Genomic DNA, 16902 nt, shown 5'->3' with positions numbered 1-16902 from the left:
CTCGACGGAGAGGGGTGCGATGACCGGGACGCCCGACGACGACGTCGGCTCGCGCGGCGGCGAGACGGACGACACCGGCCCGGCGGCCGACACCGGCGAGCCGGCGCCGAGCGGGCAGGTCCCGGACCGGCGGGAACAATGGCTCACCCGTGCCCGGGAACTCTGGGCGGTCATCTGGCGCGGGGCGAAGCGGTTGTGGACGGCGGTCCGGCCCATCCTGGACCAGATGCGGTGGCAGGAGGCGGAGGCCTCACCCGTGACGCTCGTCGACCGGCGGGTGGCGCCGACCCTGCTGGTGCCGGCGCTGGGGCAGGTGTACCACTTCGTCGTCCGGGCCACCTTCACCTGGTCGTCCGACAACGCGCGGCCGGAGCTCTTCGGCTGGTACGTCGACCAGTTCCAGCCCCAGGCAATGCAGCGGCTGCGGCGCCTCGCGGTCCGGTGCGCCGCGGAGATCCCGCCGGATCTCCCCCGGGCCTTCGCTCTCGCGCTGGACGATGCGATGACCGGCGACGACGCGCTCCCCTGGGGCTACGGGCGTGGCGAGGTCACGTTCACCTGTGAGCCCGACGTGTCGGTCTACCTGGATGAGCCGGTCCGCAAGCTGCTCCAGCCGTACTGGGACAAGCGCATCGCCCTGGAGTGGAAGCGCGACCTCGAGCGCCGGCGCGCGGAGTACGCCGAGGAACAGCGCGGACGCCGGCCGGCGGACGCACAGGACGGCAGCGCCGAGCCAGCGGAGGCACAGGACGGCAGCGCCAAGCCGGCGGACGCGCACGACGGCGACACCGGGCCAACGGACACGCAGGACGACGACACCGGGCCAGCGAAGGCGCAGGACGACAGCACCGGGCCGGCGGCCGGGATGCCGGAGGCGCTCCGGGAGGAGCGCCCGCCGCGCCAGCGGGAGGCCGGGGCGGGCGGCGCGCGGCGGCGGCCCGACTCCCCGGCGGAGCAGTTCTACCCGCTCGAACCCTTCCCGCAGCCGCCCGCTCCGCGTCCCGCCCCAGGCCAGCGGCCGGCGACGGGGCAGCCGGGCGAGACCACGCCGGCGCCGGGCAACCCGGACAGCCCGGGGCCGCCCGACGCCTGAGCCGGTCGATCCCTGACGCGGGTCAGGCGGCGAGCGACGCGTACCGGCCGGCGCGGTCGAGCAGGCTGTCGTGGGTGCCGGACTCGACGATCCGGCCGTGGTCGAGCACGGCGATCTGGTCGGCGTCGCGGACCGTGGAAAGGCGGTGCGCGATGGTGACCACGGTGCGACCCCGGGCCAGCTCGTCGAAGGCGCGCTGCACGGCGCGCTCGGTCTCGGTGTCCAGCGCGCTGGTCGCCTCGTCCAGCACCAGGATCCGCGGGTCGCGCAGCAGCGTGCGGGCGATGGCCAGGCGCTGCTTCTCGCCGCCGGAGAACCGGTGGCCGCGGGAGCCGACCACCGTGTCGTAGCCGTCGGGGAGCGCGGCGATCAGGTCGTGGATCTGCGCGGCGCGGGCGGCGGCCTCGATGTCGGCGTCGGTGGCGTCCGGCTTCGCGTACCGGAGGTTCTCCCGCACGGTGGCGTGCAGCAGGTAGGTCTCCTGGCTGACCACGCCCACGACGGCGGCCAGGTCGGCCAGGCGCACGTCGCGCAGGTCGACGCCGTCGACGGTGATCCGGCCGGCGTCGGGGTCGTGCAGCCGGCTGATCAGCGCGGCGAGGGTGCTCTTGCCGGAGCCGGTCTCCCCCACCAGGGCCAGGCTGGTGCCGGCCGGGACCTCCAGGTTGACGCCGGCCACGGCGGCGGTGTCGCTGCCCGGGTAGCTGAAGGTGACGTCGGAGAAGCACAGGTGGCCGCGGACCCGGGCCGGGTCGAGGGGCACCGGGCGCGCCGGGTCGGCCACCTCGACGGGCAGGTCCAGGTATTCGAAGATCCGGGCGAACAGCGCCATCGAGGCGGTCAGCGAGACGCCGACGTTGAGCAGGCCCATGAGCGGCCGGAACAGGGTGCCCTGGAGGGCGGTGAAGGCGACCAGGGTGCCGATGGTGAGCGTGCCGGCGGTGCCGGGCAGGCCGGCGCCGAGGTAGATGACGGCCGGGATGGCCGCGAAGATCACCGTCATCGAGGCCATCCGCCAGCGGCCGGCCAGCTCCGACCGCAGTTCCAGGTCGACCAGGCGGGCCGAGGACGCGGTGAACCGGTCGACCAGGGTCGCGCCGGCCCCGAGGGTCTTGGCCAGCTGCACGCCGCTGATCGACAGCCCCTCCTCGATGGTGACGTTGAGGTCGGCCAGCTCGCGCTGGCGGCGGGCGGTGATCTCCCGGCGCAGCCGGGCCACCCGCCGGGTCAGCCAGATGGCGGGCGGCAGCACGACCACCGAGACGAGGGTGAGCCGCCAGCTCAGCGCGACCATGGCGATGACCGTGGCGACCACGGTGGTGAGGTTGGCGGCGATCGACGTGGCCGTGGAGGTGACCACGGCCTGCATGCCGCCGATGTCGTTGGTGATCCGCGACTGCACCTCGCCGGTGCGGGTGCGCACGAAGAAGCCGATCGACTGGCGCTGGAGGTGGGTGAAGACGTCGGTGCGCAGCCGGTGCATGACCTCCTGCCCCACGCGGGTGGAGATCCAGGTCTGCGCCACGCCGAGCACGGCCGTCACGGCGGCCACCCCGACCATGCCCGCGACCAGCCAGGCCAGCAGGGTCAGATCCCGCTCCGGGAGGGCCCGGTCGATCACGGTACGCAGCAGGAACGGCGACGCCATCGCGATCACGGACGACGCCACGATGATCGCCACCACGGCCGCGAGGGGGCCGCGATGGTCGGTGAAGAGACCGCCGATCCGGCGCAGGGACACCTGGCGGGCCTGCGCCTTCTCGGCGGCGGTCACGGAGGTCCGGCCGCCACCGCGGCCGTCTCGGAATCCGTCCAAGGGGTGCTCGCTTCCGTCGGGGATATTGCTGAGGTTACCTCATCATGAGGTAGCAACAGCATGTGCTGCTACCGTATTCCGGTGACCGGCAGCGACGACGAGGAGAGCCTGGCCGAGACGTTCTGGGCGGTGGCCCGGCGGCTGCGCCACCAGTCCAGGCGCACCCTCGAGCCCTGGGAGATCAACCCGGGGCACGCCCGGGCGCTCGCCGTGCTCATGCGGCACGGCGCGGTACGGCTCAGCACGCTCGCCGAGCACCTGCGCATCGCGCCCCGCTCCGCCACCGAGGTCGTCGACGGCCTGGCGGAGCGCGGGCTGGTCGAGCGGCGGCCCGACCCGGTCGACCGGCGGGCCACGCTGGTCGCGCTCACCGGTGAGGGCGAACGGGTCGGCGAGGCCATCCGGGTGGCCCGGGCCGCCGAGGCGGAACGGTTCTTCGGCGCTCTCGACCCCGCGGACCGGACGGAGCTGACCCGGATCCTGCGCCGGTTACGCGACGACTGACGCGGCGGACCGGGCCGGTCGGCAGCGGGGCGGGAGGTCAGGTCAGCGCAGGCCGGCGGCGATGGCGTCGACGAGCAGTGCGCCGATGGTGCGGGCCAGGGTGGCCTTGGCCGCCGCCACGTCGAGGCCCATGGCGTCGCGCATCATCGCCCAGGCCGCCCAGGTGCAGGCCACGGTCAGCGCGTCCAGCAACTGCTCGCGCCCGGAACCCGCCTGCGCCAGCTCCGGCTCGAAGGCCAGCTCGGTCTCGTGGCGGACCCGGGCGATGGCCGCGTCGCGGTTGCGCCGCAGCTGCGGCGAGAACGGTTCCCGCAGCGCCGAGGCGCGCGCCGAGGGGGCCAGCACCTCCAGCATCTCGGCCCGCTGGTCGCAGAACTCCGCGATCCGCCTGGTGAGCGGCAGGTCCGGCGGGATCGGCCGCCAGAGCGCGTCCAGCCGCTCCCCGACCAGCCGCCCCGTCGCGGCGAACAGGGTTTCCATGTCCTTGAAGTTGGTCCACAGGGTGCGCAGCGACACCCCGGCGCGCTCGGCGATCCGCTCCCCGGTGGGCCGCAGGTCGCCCGCGTCGATGAGGGCCAGATGCGCCTCGACGATGGCGGCGCGGGTCCGCTCGGCCCGCGCCGACCGGCCGTCCACCCGCGCCGGCGCGTCGGCGTCCACCTCGATCATGCGACTGCCCCCTGTGCGTGGCTCCGTGGCCCGCGCGACCCGCCCGCCCCGGTGGCGTCGCGCCGGACGGCGCAACTCTACGTGCGCGCCGCCGGGCGGCCGTCATCGCGGTGACGGCCGCCCGGCCCGTGGCGCCGGTCAGGTGGTGGGGATGGCGTCCGCCGGCGGCGTGGCCGGCGGCTCGGTGAACTCGGCGACGGCGGCGTCGCCGTCGTCGGTGGTGTACGTCGGGCCGAAGTACGCCTGCGCGCCGTTCTGGACCTTGTTCAGCCGCACCCCGCTGTAGCCGGCGTGCACGTCGTCGCTGTAGCGGAACGGGGTGAGGCCCGGCCCGCGGAAGCCGCCCTTCTGCACGGCCTCGACCAACTTCTCCCGGGTCGGGTCCTTGCCGGCGGCGAGCAGCGCCTGCACGAAGGTGTACGCCATCGAGTAGCCGTAGATCGCGTTGCCGTCGACCGGGTTGGCCGAGTTGTACTGCTGGTGGATCTTGGTGAACTCCTGGATCCACGGGTTGGTCTTGTCGCCCACCATGGGCAGGTAGTTGTCGGCCACCATGCCCTCGAGGATCACCTTCTTGTCGCCGAGCTGGTTGGAGAGCGTGGTGTAGTCGGCGCCCACGTTGGACACCACCCACTGCGCCCGGAACCCCTGCCCGGCGGCCTGCCCCATCGCGAGGGCCGTGAAGCCCGGGATGCTCGCCGAGATCACCACCTGGCAGCCGGCCGCCTTGAGCGCCCCGATCGCCGGCCCGACCTGCTGGTTGGTGGTGGTGTAGGTCTGCTTCGCCGCCACCGCGCCGAGGACCTTCTCGACCCCGGCCAGGGAGTCCCGGCCGAAGTCGTCGTTCTGCCCGAAGTGGCAGACCTTGGCGCCGGGGAACTGCTGCTTGACCCAGGTGGCGAGGATCTTGCCCTCGACGGTGTAGTCGGGCTGCCAGCCGAAGGTGGTCGGGTACTTGTCGGGCTGGTTCCAGTTCCGGCTGCCGGAGGAGACGAAGAGGTCGGGCACCTTCTGCGTCTTGACGAACTCCAGCACGTTGGTGTGGGTGGGGGTGCCCAGCCCGCCGAGGAGCGCGAACACCTTGTCGTCGAGCACCAGCTTGCGGACCACGTTCTCGGTGTTGGCGGGGTTGTAGCCGTCGTCCATGACCTTGTAGACGATCTTCCGGCCGTTCACCCCGCCCTTGCTGTTGACGTGCTCGAAGTACGCCTTGGTGGCGGCGGAGATCTTCGAGTAGCCGGGTGCGGCGGGACCGGTGAGCGGCTGGTGGGTGCCGATGACGATCTCGGTGTCGGTGACGCCGGGGACGTTCTCGGCGGCCTGTTTCGCGTCGTCGGCGCAGGCCGGCACGGCGGCCAGCAGGGCGAGGCCGGTGGCGGCCGCGAGTATGCGGCGGGTGGTGGGGCGCATGGTTCTCCATTCCGGTGCGGCGGTGCGAACGGGCGGGTGGAACGGAAGGTGGTCAGTGCTCCGGCGCGCGGCGGCGGGCCCGCAGCCGGGCGGCGAGGGTGCGGAAGGCGCCGTGCAGGCCGCCCGGGGCGGCGAGCATGACGACGATGAGGATCAGGCCGAACACGGCCAGCGCGAGGTTGCCCTCCAGCCGCTGGGCCAGGCCGGACGGCAGGCTGAAGGTCTCGGTGAGCAGGCTCGGGAGGTCCTGGAGCGCGACCAGCAGCACCGCGCCCCAGACCGCGCCGGCGAGGCTGCCCAGCCCGCCGATCACGATCGCCATGAGCAGGAACAGCGACAGTTCCAGGGGGAACTTGCCGGGCGCGACGGTGGCGGTGAGCACGGCGTACACGCCGCCGCCGAGGCCGGCGCAGCCGGCGCTGACCACGAAGGCGAGCACCTGGGTGCGGGCGACGTGGATGCCGGCGAGCCGGGCGGCCACCTCGTCGTCGCGTACGGCGCGCAGCGACCGGCCGAACCGGCTGCGGACCAGGTTGGCCAGGAGCAGCACGGTCAGCAGCGCGGCGAGCAGCGCGATCCAGGCGAGCCACCGTTCCGGCTGGAAGTACGCGCCGAGGAACGCCGGCGGGGTCTCCGCCGGGAAGCGCAGCCCCTGCTCGCCGTTGAACACGTCGGTGAAGATCGTGCTGACGGCCGGCACCAGCGTGGCCACCGCGAGGGTCACGCCGGCCAGGTACGGCCCGCGCAGCCGGGCCGCCGCCAGCCCGATGACCAGCCCGGCCAGCGCGGTCGCCGCCAGGGCGGCCAGCAGCGACAGCGGCAGGATCCACCGCCCCTGGATCGCCCGCTCGTCGAATGCCCGCTGCACCAGCGCCACCGTGTACGCGCCGGTGGCCATGAGCGCCCCGTGCCCCAGGGAGAGCTGGCCGTTGAGCCCGACCAGCACGGTGTAGCCGGCGGTGACGCAGAGGAACGCGCAGACCCGGGCCACCTGGAGGTTCTGGTAGGGCGCGAGCTGGTTGGTGAGCAGGACGACCAGGGTGCCGGCGAGCACCGCGACGGCCAGGTGACGCAGCAGGGTCGACCCGCGCGCGCCGGCCGTGGCGGGCGCGCCGGGCAGCAGCCGGCGCAGCGGGGATGGCCCGGCGGGCCGGTCCACCCCGGACCGGGCGGTGGGGCGGGTGGCGGTCACACGTGCCTCGCTCTCGCGCTGGAGAAGAGCCCGCCGGGGCGGACCAGGAGGACGGCCAGCAGCAGCACCAGGACGGCCAGCGGGGTGGTGTCCGGGCCCAGGTAGCCGGTGACGTACGAGAGGATCAGGCCGACCAGCAGGCCGCCGACGACCGCGCCGGCCGGGCTGTCCAGGCCGCCGACCACGGCGGCGGTGAACGCGACGACGAAGACCAGGTCCATGGCGTGCGGGTGCAGCCCCAGCCCGGTGGGGACGACCAGCATGCCGGCGAGCGCGCCGACCGCGGCGGCGAGGGCCCAGCCGAGGGTGAGCATCCGGCCGACGTCGACGCCGAGCAGCCGGGACACCTCGGGGGCGAACGCGGCGGCCCGCATCCGCAGGCCGATCGGCGTGCGGGTGAACAGCAGCGCCAGCAGCACCACGACCACGAGCACCGCGCCGAGCACCCACAGGTCGTACGGGGAGAGCGCGGCGACCCCGCCGACGGTGAGCGCGTCGGTGTCGAACGGGGCGGGCGCCGGCCGGTAGCCGTTGCCGAACACCATGCCGAGCACCGCCTGGATGAGCAGCACCAGGCCGAGCGCCACGATGACCTCGTTGAGCGGGTTGGCGTGCCCCACGAAGCGCATGAGCACCCGTTCGACCAGCGCGCCCAGCAGCAGGCCGGCGAGCACGGCGGCACCCAGGCCCACCCAGTAGGAGCCGGTCGCGGACGCCACCGCGTAGCCGACGTACGCGGTGGCCACGGCCATCGCGCCCTGGGCGAAGTTGACCAGCCGGGCGGCTCGCCAGATGAGCACCAGGGCGAGGGCGAACGCGGCGTAGACCGCGCCCGTGGACAGCCCGCCGAAGGTGAGGAACAAGAACCGGTCCAATGCGGATCCTTCCTGCTCGCCGGGCCGTCAGAACCCGAGGTACGCGTGCCGGAGCCGGGCGTCGTCGCGCAGCCGCGCCGCCGGGGCGGCGGTCACCACCCGGCCCAGCGACATCACCACGCCCTGGTCGGCGACGGAGAGGGCGCTGCGCACGTTCTGCTCGACCAGCAGGACGGTGAGCCCGTCGTCGCAGAGCCGGCGCAGCAGCGCCATGATCTGCGCGGTCACCTTGGGGGCGAGGCCGAGCGACGGCTCGTCGAGCAGCAGCAGCCGGGGACGGGCGATCAGCGCCCGGCCGAGGGCGAGCATCTGCCGCTCCCCGCCGGAGAGCTGGTGCCCGGCGTGCCGCCGTCGGCGGGCCAGGGCCGGGAACAGCTCGTACACCTCGTCCTGGGCCCGCCGGGCGTCGGCCCGGTCGCGGCGCCAGAGCCCGCCGAGGCGCAGGTTCTCCTCGACGGTCAGCTCGGCCACCACGCCCCGGCCTTCGGGCACGTGCGCCAGGCCGCGCCGGACCAGGCGCTCGACGCGGACGCCGCGCAGCTCCGCGCCGTCGAAGCGGATCCGGCCGCCGGTGGGCCGCAGCAGACCCGACAGGGTACGCAGCAGTGTCGTCTTGCCGGCCCCGTTGGCGCCGAGCACGGCGGCGATGGTCCCGGCGGGCACCGCGAACGTCACGTCCCGCAGCACCGGCACCGGCCCGTAGCCGGCGCTGACGGCCTCGACCTCCAGTATCCCGGTCACGATCCGGCCCCCGCCGCCTCGGCCGGCACGTCGGCGCCCAGGTACGCCTCGGTGACCAGCGGGTCGTCGCGGACCTGGTCCGGGGTGCCGGCGGCGATGACCCGGCCGAAGTCGAGCACCACCAGCTCCTGGCAGACGGACATGACGAGGTCCATGTGGTGCTCGACGAGCATCACCGAGCAGGCGCCGCCGGCCCGCTCGGGCAGGGTGCGGACCAGCTCGGCCAGCTCGGCGACGTCGTCGGCCCCGAGCCCGCCAGCCGGCTCGTCGAGCAGGAGCAGCCGGGGCCGGGCGATCAGGGCGCGGGCCAGGGCGACCCGTTTGCGGACCGCGTACGGCAGGGTGGCGGGGGCCGCGCCGGCGTGCGCCGCCACCCCCAGCTCGGCGAGGAGGTCGTGGGCCTCCCGGCGCAGCCGTCGCTCGTCGCGGTCGCTGCGCGGCAGGCCGAACAGGGCGGTGGCGAAGCCGGCCCGGGCCGCGTGGCTGGCGCCGGCCACCACGTTCTCCAGCACGGTGAGCCCGGGGAACAGGCCGACGCCCTGGAGGGTGCGGGCGATGCCGAGCCGGGTCAGCCGGTGCGGGCGGGGCCGGAACGGCCGGCCGTCCAGGGTGAGCGATCCGCTGGTCGGCGGGACGAAGCCGCAGACCACGTTGAACAGGGTGGTCTTCCCGGCGCCGTTGGGGCCGATCACGCCGACGATCCGGCCGGGTGGGACCCGCAGCGAGACGTCGTCGAGGGCGACCAGCCCGCCGAACCGGACGCCGACGCCGTGTAGCGCCAGGTCGATGCCGTCCACGGGGGTGGGGGGTGGGCTCATCTTCACCTCGGGAGAGGACGCGGCGTCGGGGGTGCGCGGTGCGGCTCGGGCGAAGCGGGGAAACTTATTACACCGGGAGTGTACTTTTCGGCGAGGGTTCGTCAATGCCTCTCAAAGGCCACGGTGATATCGACGGGATCACGATTCCGCGGCGCGCGGGGAGTTGCACCCGCCGTGCAGGATCGGCGCGGCTCAGCCGGCGGCCGGGGCGGGCGCGCGCAGGGTGCGTACCTGGCCGGTGCGCGGCCCGCCGGGCAGCCAGTCGAAGCAGATCGGCAGCCCGTCGACCCGGGCGACCACCTCGGCCCGGCCCGCCGCGTCGACGGTCAGCACCTCGCCGGCGCCCCAGTCGGCCAGCCAGAGCCGCCCGTCGTGCCAGCGGGGCGACTCGCCGAAGGCGAGTCCGTCGACCAGGATCTCCGGTGCGCTCACGGCTGGCTCCTCAGCAGGTCGCGGGAGCGCCGGAGGAACTCCCGTTCGGCGGCGTTGTCGGTGCGCGCGATCGCCGCGTCGTACGCGGCCACGGCCTCCGCGGGCCGGTCGAGGCGGCGCAGCAGGTCGGCGCGGACCGCGTGCAGCACGTGGTAGCCGGCCAGGTCCAGCCGGTCGACCTCGGCGAGGGCGGCGGCCGGACCGGCCACCTCGGCCAGCGCCACCGCCCGGTTCAGCGCCACCACCGGCCCGGGCGCGTGCGCCACGAGGTGGTCGTAGAGGGCGAGGATCTGCCGCCAGTCGGTGTCCGTGGCGGTCGCCGCGTCGCTGTGCACCGCGTTGATCGCGGCCTGGATCTGGTACGGGCCGGGCCGGCCCCCGCCGCAGGCAGCGCCGCACGAGGGCCTGCCCCTCGACGATCAGCGCCCGGTCCCACCGGCCCCGGTCCTGCGCGCCCAGCGGCACGAGCGTGCCGTCCGGCGCGGTCCGGGCGGCCCGCCGCGCGTCGGTGAGCAGCATGAGCGCGAGTAGCCCGAGCACCTCCGGCTCGTCCGGCATCAGCTGCGCCAGCAGCCGGCCCAGCCGGATCGCCTCGTTACACAGCTCGTCCCGGACCAGCCGCTCCCCCGCGCTGGCGGTGTGCCCTTCGGTGAAGATCAGGTAGACCACGGCGAGCACGGCGCGCAGCCGGTCGGGCAGGTCGGCGTCCCGGGGCACCCGGTACGGGATGCCCGCGTCCCGGATCTTCGCCTTGGCCCGGACCAGGCGCTGCGCCATGGTCGGCTCCGGCACGAGGAAGGCCCGGGCGATCTCGGCGGTGCTCAACCCGCCGAGCAGGCGCAGGGTCAGCGCGACCCGGGCCGGGACGGCGAGCGCCGGGTGGCAGCAGGTGAAGATGAGGCGGAGCCGGTCGTCGCGCACGGGCCCCTCCTCGGCGGGCGGCTCGGGGGCGTACAGCAGGGCGGCCTGGGCGTGCCGGTCGGCGCGGGACGCCTCGCGGCGGCGTCGGTCGAACGCCCGGTTCCGGGCCGTGGTGATGATCCAGCCGGCCGGGCTGGGCGGTGGCCCGTTGACGGCCCACCGGTCGACCGCGATGGCGAACGCCTCCTGGACCGCCTCCTCGGCGAGGTCGATGTCGCCGAGCAGGCGGACCAGGACGGCGACCGCGCGGCCGTACTCCGCGCGGAAGGCCCGTTCGACGTCGGTCGGCCCGGTCATGCCTCGCCCTGGAACGGGCGCACCTCCACCGGCAGGGTGGTGGCCAGGGCGTACCGGCGGCCCCAGTCGAGCGCGGCGTCGAGGTCGGGCGCCGTGATGATGGTGAAGCCGCCCAGGTATTCCTTGCCCTCGGCGAACGGGCCGTCGGTGACGAGCACCTCGTCGCCCTTCGGGCGGAGCACGGTGGCGGTCTCCGGGGCGTGCAGCCCGTTGCCGAACACCCAGCAGCCGGCCTCCCGCAGCTCCCGGCCGATGGCGTCGACCTCGCGCATCACGCCGGCCAGGAACTCCGGGTCCGGCACGCCGCCGCCGGCCGGCTGGTACATGCTGATCAGGTACTGCTTCACGGGCTGCCCCCTCGTCCGGCGGCCGGTCTCTCCCGGCCCCTCCACCCTCCACACGAACCGGGAGCCCGCGGATCGACACGCCGGCCCGACAGATTTCCCGGACCCAGGTGTTGATCGACCGTCGCCAGCGCCCGACACTCGGGGCATGGCACGAACCGTGGCGGTTCCGCTCGCCCCCGGGGTCTGGCGCATCCCCACCGTCGGTCGCGCCATGGTCAACTCCTACGCCTTCGTCGACGACGACGGTTCGGTCACGCTTGTCGACTGCGGGGTGCGACGGGCCCCGGCCCGCATCGTGCGCGGGCTGGCGGCCATCGGCAAGACCCCCGCCGACGTGACCCGGATCGTCCTGACCCACGCGCACGCGGACCACGCCGGCGGAGCCGCGGAGCTGGCCCGGCGCACCGGCGCACCGGTCGCCGCGCATCGGGCCGACGTGCCGTACGCCGAGTCCGGCCGGGTGCCGCCACAGGGCGGCGGGAACACGGTCGGGCGTTTCCTCACCCGCCTGGCGGGCGGCCGGTTCCCGGCGGTCGCGGTGGCCCGGCCGCTGGCCGACGGCGATGTGCTCCCTGTCGGCGGCGGCCTGCGGGTGGTGCACACCCCGGGCCATTCCCCGGGGCACGTGTCGCTGCTGCACGAGCCGACGCGGGTGCTGGTCACCGGGGACGCGCTGTTCAACGTGGCCGGCGTGCGCTGGCCGGTGCGGTCGTTCTGCACCGATTTCCGGATGACCCAGCGGACCGCGCACGTGCTGGGCGAGCTGGACTACGACGTGGCTGCCTTCACCCACGGGCCCGAGGTCACCGACCGGGCCCGCGAGCAGGTCCGCGCCTTCCTCCGCCGCCTGGGCTGAGCCGCCGCCCCGTCACCGGGTCGCGCCCATCACCCTACCCACAGGACAAAGAAAATCTTCCATATGTCTATTGAAAAGTTTCTCCGTCCTGTGACCTAATGTTGACAGTTCCTTTCGTCACTCTCCCCAACCCCCAGGGAGGAAAGATGAACCGTCCCCTGCGATCGGCGCTGCGTACGGCCGCCACGGCCCTGCTCGCCACCGTCACCCTGGCCGCCTCGGCCGTCGTCGGCGCGACACCCGCCAGCGCCGCGCCGGCCGGTCTGCCCGGCATGGACGTCTCCAGCCATCAGGGCAACGTGAACTGGTCCGCCGCCTGGAACAACGGCGCCCGGTTCGCGTACGTGAAGGCGACCGAGGGCACGTCCTACACCAACCCGTACTTCGCCCAGCAGTACAACGGCTCCTACAACGTCGGGATGATCCGCGGGTCGTACCACTTCGCCCTGCCCGGCAACTCCAGCGGCGCCACCCAGGCCAACTACTTCGTGGACCACGGCGGCGGCTGGTCCAAGGACGGGAAGACGCTGCCCGGGGCGCTCGACATCGAGTACAACCCGTACGGCGCCACCTGCTACGGCCTGAGCCAGGCGTCGATGCGCAGCTGGATCGCGTCGTTCGTCAACCAGTACTACGCCCGGACCGGCCGGTGGGCCACCATCTACACCACCACCGACTGGTGGAGCACCTGCACCGGCAACACCTCGCAGTTCGCCGCGAACAACCCGCTGTGGATCGCGCGCTACTCCAGCAGCGTCGGCACGCTGCCGGCCGGCTGGGGGACGTACTCCTTCTGGCAGTGGTCCTCCTCGGGCGTCTTCCCGGGCGACCAGAACGTCTGGAACGGCACCCTGGACCGGCTCAAGGTCCTGGCCTGCAACGGACCCTGCTGACCCGCTCCGGTGGCGGGCGGTGCGTTTCGGCCGGCGTCCCTGACGCCGTGACCGGGCCGCCGCCCACCACCGGCGGCGTCCGTCCCCGACGAGGAGGCCCCGATGTCCGTCCCCGTTCCCCGCCGGGCCGTGCTGCGCGGCGCGGTCCTGCTCGGCGCCGCCGCCGGCGCCACCGCACTGACCCAGTTCGGCGCCGGCCGCGACGCCCGGGCCGTCGCCACCCGGATCGACCAGCCGACCATCGCCAACTGCGCGACCTGGGGCGCCCGCCCGCCGTCGTCGGCCGTGAGCGTGGTGCAGAGCCGGCCCAACAAGATCATCATTCACCACACCGCGTTCCCGAACACCACCGACTACAGCCTCGCGCAGGCCTACCGGAACTCCCGCGACATCCAGAACCTGCACATGGACACCAACGGCTGGCTCGACTCCGGGCAGCACTTCACCAACAGCCGCGGCGGCTACCTCACCGAGGGCCGCCACGGCAGCCTGTACGGGCTGTTGCACGGGCAGACCATGGTGCAGGGCGCGCACTGCGTCGGGCAGAACAGCCAGGCCATCGGCATCGAGAACGACGGCACCTACCTCGACGTGCAGCCCCCGCAGGCGCTCTGGGACAGCCTGGTGTGGTTCTGCGCCTTCACCTGCCAGCAGTACGGCATCCCGCCGACCGAGATCTACGGGCACAAGGACTTCAACTCCACACAGTGCCCCGGCCTGCTGCACGACCGACTCCCCGAGTTGCGCAGCACCGTGGCCGCCCGCCTCGGCGCCTGACCGGACCCTGGACACCTTCCGTTCGCCTCGGACGGAAGGTGTCCGGCGTTTCAGCGCTCGCTTATATAAGCTGGATCTGATAGAAAGAGGGGGTGCACGCCTTCGACGTCCTCGGGGACCCGGTGCGCCGCCGGATCCTGGAGCTGCTCGCCGAGGGTGAGCAGCCCGCCGGCACGGTCGGCGCGACCGTCCAGCGGGAGTTCGGCATCAGCCAGCCCGCCGTGTCGCAGCACCTGAAGGTGCTGCGGGAACACGGCTTCGCGACCGTGCGCGCCCAGGGCGCCCGCCGCCTCTACGCGGTGGACCCGGGCCCGCTGCGCGAGCTGGACGAGTGGCTCGCCGGCTTCCGCCGGTTCTGGACGCCGCCGCTGGCGGCGCTCGCCACCGAACTGGCCCGGGGCCGGCGCGAGCGGCGGCTGCGCGAGGGCAACTCCGAGGAGAGGAACGCACCATGATCGACGTGACCGGGCAGATCAGCGCCGTCGAGCGCCGGCTGGGCACCCGTACGCTCCCCGCCGGCGAGGCGCGGGTCATGACCATCAGCCAGACGTACGACGCGCCGGTGGAGGACGTCTGGGACGCCTGCACCAGCGCCGAGCGGATCCCCCGCTGGTTCCTGCCGATCTCCGGCGAGCTGAAGCTCGGCGGGCGCTACCAGCTGGAAGGCAACGCCGGGGGCACCGTCGAGCGCTGCGACCCGCCGCACAGCTTCGCCGCGACCTGGGAGTTCGGCGGGGAGGTGAGCTGGATCGAGGTGCGGCTCACCGAGGCCGGCGCCGGACGTACCCGGTTCGAGCTGGAGCACGTCGCGCACGTCGACGACGCGCGGTGGGCCGAGTACGGGCCGGGCGCCGTCGGCGTCGGCTGGGACGGGGCGCTGCTCGGGCTGGCCTCCCACCTCGCGGCCGACGGCTCCGGGATCACCCCGGACCAGGCCGTCGCGTGGATGGGCTCGGACGAGGGCCGCCGCTTCATGACGGAGGCCAGCGCCCGCTGGACCGAGGCGAGCATCGCCGCCGGCACCCCGGCCGACGAGGCCCGCGCCGCCGGCGACCGGACAACCGCCTTCTACACCGGCGCCCCGACCCCCTGACTCCCCCGCCGATCGTGCCCGTGCCGCCGACAGGCACGGGCACGATCGCGCGGTCACGCGGGGTGGAACTCGTGCACGACCTCGATGCGGCCGACGAGGTTCGCGTTGAGCAGCGGCACGTCCTCGGCGGGGATCCAGAGTTCGCGGATCTCCCGTCCGCCGACCTGCTGGACCGGGTAGCGGTCGGCGAAGTCGCGCCGCACCGCGAACCGGGTCACGTAGCCGACGCCGGACGCCGGGACGTTCCAGTCCCGGGCGATCAGGACGGCGTACTCCTCGGTGAGCACCGGGTAGAAGATCGGCTGGTCCGGGAGGCGGGGCGGCCACGCGCGCCAGCCGGACGCCTCCACCAGGGCCAGCTCCTCCGGCCCGGTCGGCCGCCACAGCGTGATGGTCTCCACCGCCTCCTCCTTCCACCTCGGGTCGGGGCAGGCTACCGGCGGCGGCCCGGGCGCCGCGAGGGGATTCGGAGGTGTGGCGGCCGAGCATGGCGCGGAGGGCCCTGCTGGGCGGGTGGAAGGGGTTCGACCATACTGGCCCGCCATGGACCTGGATGATTACCAGCGTGGCGCCCTCCGTACCGCCGCTCCGCGTGACAAGAGGAACGAGCTGCTCCACCTGGTGCTCGGGCTGGTCGGCGAATCGGGTGAGATCGCCGAGAAGTTCAAGAAGTGGGTCCGAGACCTCGACAGCGACGAGACGCGGATCGACCGGGCCGACATCGCCAAGGAACTCGGTGACGTGCTCTGGTACGTGGCGGTCCTCGCCGACTACCTCGACCTGTCGCTGGACGACATCGCGACGGCCAACCTGGCCAAGCTGGCCAGCCGCCAGGGTCGTGGCGTGCTGGGTGGCAGCGGCGACAACCGCTGAGCCGGGGTGATGCGGCAGCGCGCTGTCGGTGCCCTCCGGCAGACTGTCGATCATGGCGATCCGATCCGTTGCCGAGCTGACCGCCGCCGTCCACTCGGGAGCGCGGGTGAGATACCTGCACTTCTGGGGGCACCGCCCGCAGCGGGACGGCAGCGTCGGCGCCGGCTGCCTGAGCCAGTGGTGGCCCGCGCCTTTCACGGTGGACGACCGGACGTACGCCACCGCCGAGCACTGGATGATGTGGCACAAGGCCACCCTCTTCGGCGACGACCAGGTCGCCGAACGGGTCCTCGACGCCACGCACCCGCACCGGGCCAAGACGCTCGGCCGGCAGGTCCGCGGCTTCGACGAGGCGACCTGGGCGGCCCGCCGCTACGACATCGTGGTGGCCGGCAGCGTGGCCAAGTTCGGCCAGCACGAGGAGCTGGGCCGGTTCCTGCTCGGCACGGGCGAGCGCGTGCTGGTCGAGGCGAGCCCGCTGGACCGGGTCTGGGGCATCGGGCTGGCCGCCGACGACCCGCGCGCCGCCGACCCGGCACGGTGGCGGGGCACGAACCTGCTCGGCTTCGCCCTCATGGAGGCCCGCGCCGCCCTCCGCGGCGCAGCGGGATGACTCTGGCGGACGTCCGCCGCATCGCGGACCGGCTACGGCACCCGGAGACACCCCGCACGGGCGGGTGAAGCGGCGCCGCGGCGCCCGGGCGGGTAACGTGCAGCGGCGTGACCGCCGCACCGTACACGCACTGCTCGTTCTGCGGCACGGCCTACCCGGCGGAGGCCGGGTGGCCGCGCGTCTGCCTGGCCTGCGGGGAGACGGTGTGGCGCAACCCGCTGCCCGTGGCGGTGGCGGTGCTGCCGGTCCGCACCCCGGACGGCCTCGGCGTGGTGGTGGTCCGCCGGGACATCGAGCCGGCCCGCGGCCAGCTCGCCCTCCCGGGCGGCTTCATCGAGTACGGCGAGGAGTGGTCCGAGGCGCTCGTGCGCGAGCTGCGGGAGGAGACCGGCCTGCTGGCCGAGGCCGACGAGGCGCGGCTGTTCGCGGTGCACGGGGCGCCGGCCGGCGGCACCATGATGGTCTTCGGGGTGCTGCCCGAGCGGCCGGTCGGTGACCTGCCCCCGTCGGCGCCGACCGAGGAGGCCACCGAGTGGCTGGTCCTCACCGAGCCGGTCGAGCTGGCGTTCTCCACCCACACCCGGGTGCTGGCCGACTTCCTCGCCGGCCAGTCCGCCGACTGACTGACCCGGTGACCTGACCGGACCTCGGGCGACGCCACGAAAACTCCTATTGGTTGAAT

20 protein-coding genes and 1 pseudogene are annotated in these 16902 nt (G+C 74.0%); 10 read left to right on the top strand and 11 right to left on the bottom strand.

All coding sequences use genetic code 11. The features are described from left to right. The first annotated feature begins 19 nt into the window (after positions 1 to 19). Positions 20 to 1093 carry a hypothetical protein gene (locus FXF50_RS29135; RefSeq protein WP_187399462.1) on the top strand — a complete coding sequence of 358 codons (1074 nt, stop codon included), beginning with the start codon at positions 20 to 22 and terminating at the stop codon, positions 1091 to 1093. A 22-nt stretch (positions 1094 to 1115) separates the two neighbouring features. On the opposite strand, the gene FXF50_RS01425 is transcribed toward FXF50_RS29135, so the two are convergent. After that, positions 1116 to 2867, bottom strand: a complete 1752-nt coding sequence (locus tag FXF50_RS01425; RefSeq protein WP_255509863.1) for an ABC transporter ATP-binding protein — start codon at positions 2865 to 2867, stop codon at positions 1116 to 1118. A gap of 102 nt (positions 2868 to 2969) precedes the next feature. On the opposite strand from FXF50_RS01425, the gene FXF50_RS01420 reads away from it, so the two are divergent. Continuing rightward, positions 2970 to 3413 carry a MarR family winged helix-turn-helix transcriptional regulator gene (locus FXF50_RS01420; RefSeq protein ID WP_187399461.1) on the top strand — a complete coding sequence of 148 codons (444 nt, stop codon included), beginning with the start codon at positions 2970 to 2972 and terminating at the stop codon, positions 3411 to 3413. Between the two features lie 42 nt (positions 3414 to 3455). On the opposite strand, the gene FXF50_RS01415 is transcribed toward FXF50_RS01420, so the two are convergent. From FXF50_RS01415 to FXF50_RS01375, 9 genes and pseudogenes are all read right to left on the bottom strand, one after another. Then, entirely contained in the window at positions 3456 to 4082 is a 627-nt protein-coding gene (locus FXF50_RS01415) for a TetR/AcrR family transcriptional regulator (RefSeq protein ID WP_148425361.1), read from the bottom strand. 138 nt (positions 4083 to 4220) lie between these two features. Continuing rightward, positions 4221 to 5492 (bottom strand): ABC transporter substrate-binding protein, encoded by a 1272-nt coding sequence (locus tag FXF50_RS01410; RefSeq protein WP_148425360.1) that lies wholly within the window; start codon positions 5490 to 5492, stop codon positions 4221 to 4223. 52 nt (positions 5493 to 5544) lie between these two features. Further along, positions 5545 to 6684 carry a branched-chain amino acid ABC transporter permease gene (locus FXF50_RS01405; protein WP_148425359.1) on the bottom strand — a complete coding sequence of 380 codons (1140 nt, stop codon included), beginning with the start codon at positions 6682 to 6684 and terminating at the stop codon, positions 5545 to 5547. Beyond that, positions 6681 to 7559 (bottom strand): branched-chain amino acid ABC transporter permease, encoded by an 879-nt coding sequence (locus tag FXF50_RS01400; RefSeq protein ID WP_148425358.1) that lies wholly within the window; start codon positions 7557 to 7559, stop codon positions 6681 to 6683. Before FXF50_RS01400 ends, FXF50_RS01405 begins: the two co-directional genes overlap by 4 nt. Positions 7560 to 7586: 27 nt before the next feature. Further along, positions 7587 to 8300 carry an ABC transporter ATP-binding protein gene (locus FXF50_RS01395; RefSeq protein ID WP_148425357.1) on the bottom strand — a complete coding sequence of 238 codons (714 nt, stop codon included), beginning with the start codon at positions 8298 to 8300 and terminating at the stop codon, positions 7587 to 7589. After that, on the bottom strand, positions 8297 to 9118 hold the full coding sequence (locus FXF50_RS01390; RefSeq protein WP_148425356.1) for an ABC transporter ATP-binding protein: 822 nt from the start codon (positions 9116 to 9118) through the stop codon (positions 8297 to 8299). Before FXF50_RS01390 ends, FXF50_RS01395 begins: the two co-directional genes overlap by 4 nt. 192 nt (positions 9119 to 9310) lie before the next feature. Continuing rightward, entirely contained in the window at positions 9311 to 9550 is a 240-nt protein-coding gene (locus tag FXF50_RS29130) for a hypothetical protein (RefSeq protein ID WP_187399460.1), read from the bottom strand. Then, positions 9547 to 10768 (bottom strand): annotated as a pseudogene (locus tag FXF50_RS01380) (RNA polymerase sigma factor). Before FXF50_RS01380 ends, FXF50_RS29130 begins: the two are co-directional and overlap by 4 nt. Beyond that, positions 10765 to 11115: a YciI family protein gene (locus FXF50_RS01375; protein WP_091305648.1), complete on the bottom strand. Its 351-nt coding sequence runs from the start codon at positions 11113 to 11115 to the stop codon at positions 10765 to 10767. The pseudogene FXF50_RS01380 and the gene FXF50_RS01375 overlap by 4 nt, the downstream one beginning before the upstream one ends. 145 nt (positions 11116 to 11260) lie before the next feature. On the opposite strand from FXF50_RS01375, the gene FXF50_RS01370 reads away from it, so the two are divergent. The 5 genes from FXF50_RS01370 to FXF50_RS01350 all read left to right on the top strand — a co-directional run bounded on the left by FXF50_RS01370 (position 11261) and on the right by FXF50_RS01350 (position 14734). Next, positions 11261 to 11971 (top strand): MBL fold metallo-hydrolase, encoded by a 711-nt coding sequence (locus tag FXF50_RS01370; RefSeq protein WP_148425355.1) that lies wholly within the window; start codon positions 11261 to 11263, stop codon positions 11969 to 11971. Positions 11972 to 12117: 146 nt separating this feature from the next. After that, positions 12118 to 12864, top strand: a complete 747-nt coding sequence (locus FXF50_RS01365; protein ID WP_148425354.1) for a lysozyme — start codon at positions 12118 to 12120, stop codon at positions 12862 to 12864. A gap of 102 nt (positions 12865 to 12966) precedes the next feature. Beyond that, positions 12967 to 13641, top strand: coding sequence for a peptidoglycan recognition family protein (locus FXF50_RS01360; RefSeq protein WP_148425353.1), 675 nt, complete (start codon positions 12967 to 12969; stop codon positions 13639 to 13641). Between the two features lie 92 nt (positions 13642 to 13733). Continuing rightward, a complete protein-coding gene (locus FXF50_RS01355) occupies positions 13734 to 14096 on the top strand; it encodes a helix-turn-helix transcriptional regulator (protein WP_148425352.1) in 363 nt (120 codons plus the stop codon). Then, positions 14093 to 14734, top strand: a complete 642-nt coding sequence (locus tag FXF50_RS01350) for an SRPBCC family protein (RefSeq protein WP_148425351.1) — start codon at positions 14093 to 14095, stop codon at positions 14732 to 14734. The genes FXF50_RS01355 and FXF50_RS01350 overlap by 4 nt, the downstream gene beginning before the upstream one ends. A gap of 53 nt (positions 14735 to 14787) precedes the next feature. Here FXF50_RS01350 and FXF50_RS01345 read toward each other — a convergent pair whose 3' ends face one another. Next, a complete protein-coding gene (locus tag FXF50_RS01345; RefSeq protein ID WP_148425350.1) occupies positions 14788 to 15135 on the bottom strand; it encodes a hypothetical protein in 348 nt (115 codons plus the stop codon). A 142-nt stretch (positions 15136 to 15277) separates the two neighbouring features. Between FXF50_RS01345 and FXF50_RS01340 the strand changes: the two genes are divergently transcribed. The 3 genes from FXF50_RS01340 to FXF50_RS01330 all read left to right on the top strand — a co-directional run bounded on the left by FXF50_RS01340 (position 15278) and on the right by FXF50_RS01330 (position 16843). Then, a complete protein-coding gene (locus tag FXF50_RS01340) occupies positions 15278 to 15607 on the top strand; it encodes a nucleoside triphosphate pyrophosphohydrolase family protein (RefSeq protein WP_148425349.1) in 330 nt (109 codons plus the stop codon). A gap of 52 nt (positions 15608 to 15659) precedes the next feature. Beyond that, a complete protein-coding gene (locus tag FXF50_RS01335; protein WP_187399459.1) occupies positions 15660 to 16220 on the top strand; it encodes an NADAR family protein in 561 nt (186 codons plus the stop codon). Positions 16221 to 16327: 107 nt separating this feature from the next. After that, positions 16328 to 16843, top strand: coding sequence for an NUDIX domain-containing protein (locus tag FXF50_RS01330; RefSeq protein WP_148425347.1), 516 nt, complete (start codon positions 16328 to 16330; stop codon positions 16841 to 16843). Positions 16844 to 16902 lie beyond the last annotated feature (59 nt).

This window comes from Micromonospora sp. AP08 (genome assembly GCF_008085935.1).
Classification (GTDB): Bacteria; Actinomycetota; Actinomycetes; order Mycobacteriales; family Micromonosporaceae; genus Micromonospora; species Micromonospora chersina.
This window is presented reverse-complemented; position numbering and strand designations above follow the sequence as displayed.

What these genes read in the sequence shown, in the direction of transcription:
- FXF50_RS29135 (WP_187399462.1), top strand. Translation starts at nt 20, where the DNA reads ATGACCGGGACGCCCGACGACGACGTCGGCTCGCGCGGCGGCGAGACG.
- FXF50_RS01420 (WP_187399461.1), top strand. Translation starts at nt 2,970, where the DNA reads ATGTGCTGCTACCGTATTCCGGTGACCGGCAGCGACGACGAGGAGAGC.
- FXF50_RS01415 (WP_148425361.1), bottom strand. Translation starts at nt 4,082, where the DNA reads ATGATCGAGGTGGACGCCGACGCGCCGGCGCGGGTGGACGGCCGGTCG.
- FXF50_RS01410 (WP_148425360.1), bottom strand. Translation starts at nt 5,492, where the DNA reads ATGCGCCCCACCACCCGCCGCATACTCGCGGCCGCCACCGGCCTCGCC.
- FXF50_RS01390 (WP_148425356.1), bottom strand. Translation starts at nt 9,118, where the DNA reads ATGAGCCCACCCCCCACCCCCGTGGACGGCATCGACCTGGCGCTACAC.
- FXF50_RS01370 (WP_148425355.1), top strand. Translation starts at nt 11,261, where the DNA reads ATGGCACGAACCGTGGCGGTTCCGCTCGCCCCCGGGGTCTGGCGCATC.
- FXF50_RS01365 (WP_148425354.1), top strand. Translation starts at nt 12,118, where the DNA reads ATGAACCGTCCCCTGCGATCGGCGCTGCGTACGGCCGCCACGGCCCTG.
- FXF50_RS01360 (WP_148425353.1), top strand. Translation starts at nt 12,967, where the DNA reads ATGTCCGTCCCCGTTCCCCGCCGGGCCGTGCTGCGCGGCGCGGTCCTG.
- FXF50_RS01350 (WP_148425351.1), top strand. Translation starts at nt 14,093, where the DNA reads ATGATCGACGTGACCGGGCAGATCAGCGCCGTCGAGCGCCGGCTGGGC.
- FXF50_RS01340 (WP_148425349.1), top strand. Translation starts at nt 15,278, where the DNA reads ATGGACCTGGATGATTACCAGCGTGGCGCCCTCCGTACCGCCGCTCCG.
- FXF50_RS01335 (WP_187399459.1), top strand. Translation starts at nt 15,660, where the DNA reads ATGGCGATCCGATCCGTTGCCGAGCTGACCGCCGCCGTCCACTCGGGA.